This window comes from Erwinia sp. MYb416 (genome assembly GCF_037479575.1).
In the GTDB taxonomy this organism is placed as follows: Bacteria; Pseudomonadota; Gammaproteobacteria; order Enterobacterales; family Enterobacteriaceae; genus Erwinia; species Erwinia rhapontici.
Genome location: NZ_JBBGYT010000384.1, coordinates 1 through 644 on the forward strand (window position 1 = coordinate 1; position 644 = coordinate 644).

The 644-nt window shown below is 51.6% G+C and carries 1 protein-coding gene; it reads left to right on the forward strand.

Going from position 1 to position 644, the window contains the following annotated elements; genetic code table 11:
- Positions 1-533 (forward strand): hypothetical protein (locus WH277_RS05455; protein WP_339504876.1); only part of this gene is annotated, 533 nt, incomplete at its 5' end.
- Between the last annotated feature and the right edge of the window lie 111 nt (positions 534-644).

Here is a 644-nt window from a genome sequence, read left to right on the forward strand (position 1 = left end):
CACAGCGACGTTCCGGCCGAACGGCATCGGCTCCCCTCACCGCACTGGAACGCCTGCGCCCCGCAGACATTGAAGACCGAAAAATCTACCTGGTGATTTATAATGAGGCGATGTCTGAAGACGGAGAAAAAGCTTTCCAGCAAGAGCAGAAAAAACGGACGTGTCAGCCACAAACAGATATCACTGTGCTACCTCCCCTGTATGAAGGCTGGCCAGATTTGCCAACGGATGCGTTGCTGATAGACCTGTATTACGAGGAAGGGAGAAAGATGGAGTGCGCGGGCATTTTTACGCGTACCCTGCAGGATATCAATTTCACCTATTCCGATGGCAGCGCAGGCCATCTGGCGTTGTGCGTACAGGAAGACAAGGTCATGGGTTATCTGTTTGATGATAAAGAGGCCAGATTGTTCGTGAAGCAAATCCGGCCTTTTATAAAGAAAATCCTGCAACACGCCACAGGTTCAGAGAAGAGTCGCTCTGTGTGCATCCCTTTTTCAGAGGTACTCCACATCTGCCAGCAGTCACGTTAACCAGCGTCAGAATGGCGACGACGCACCGTTCGTCGCCCCACCTTATCGTTACTTAATCGCCAGCGCGTCTTTGATGGTATAGAACAAATCGGTTTGATCGGTCAGGCCGAC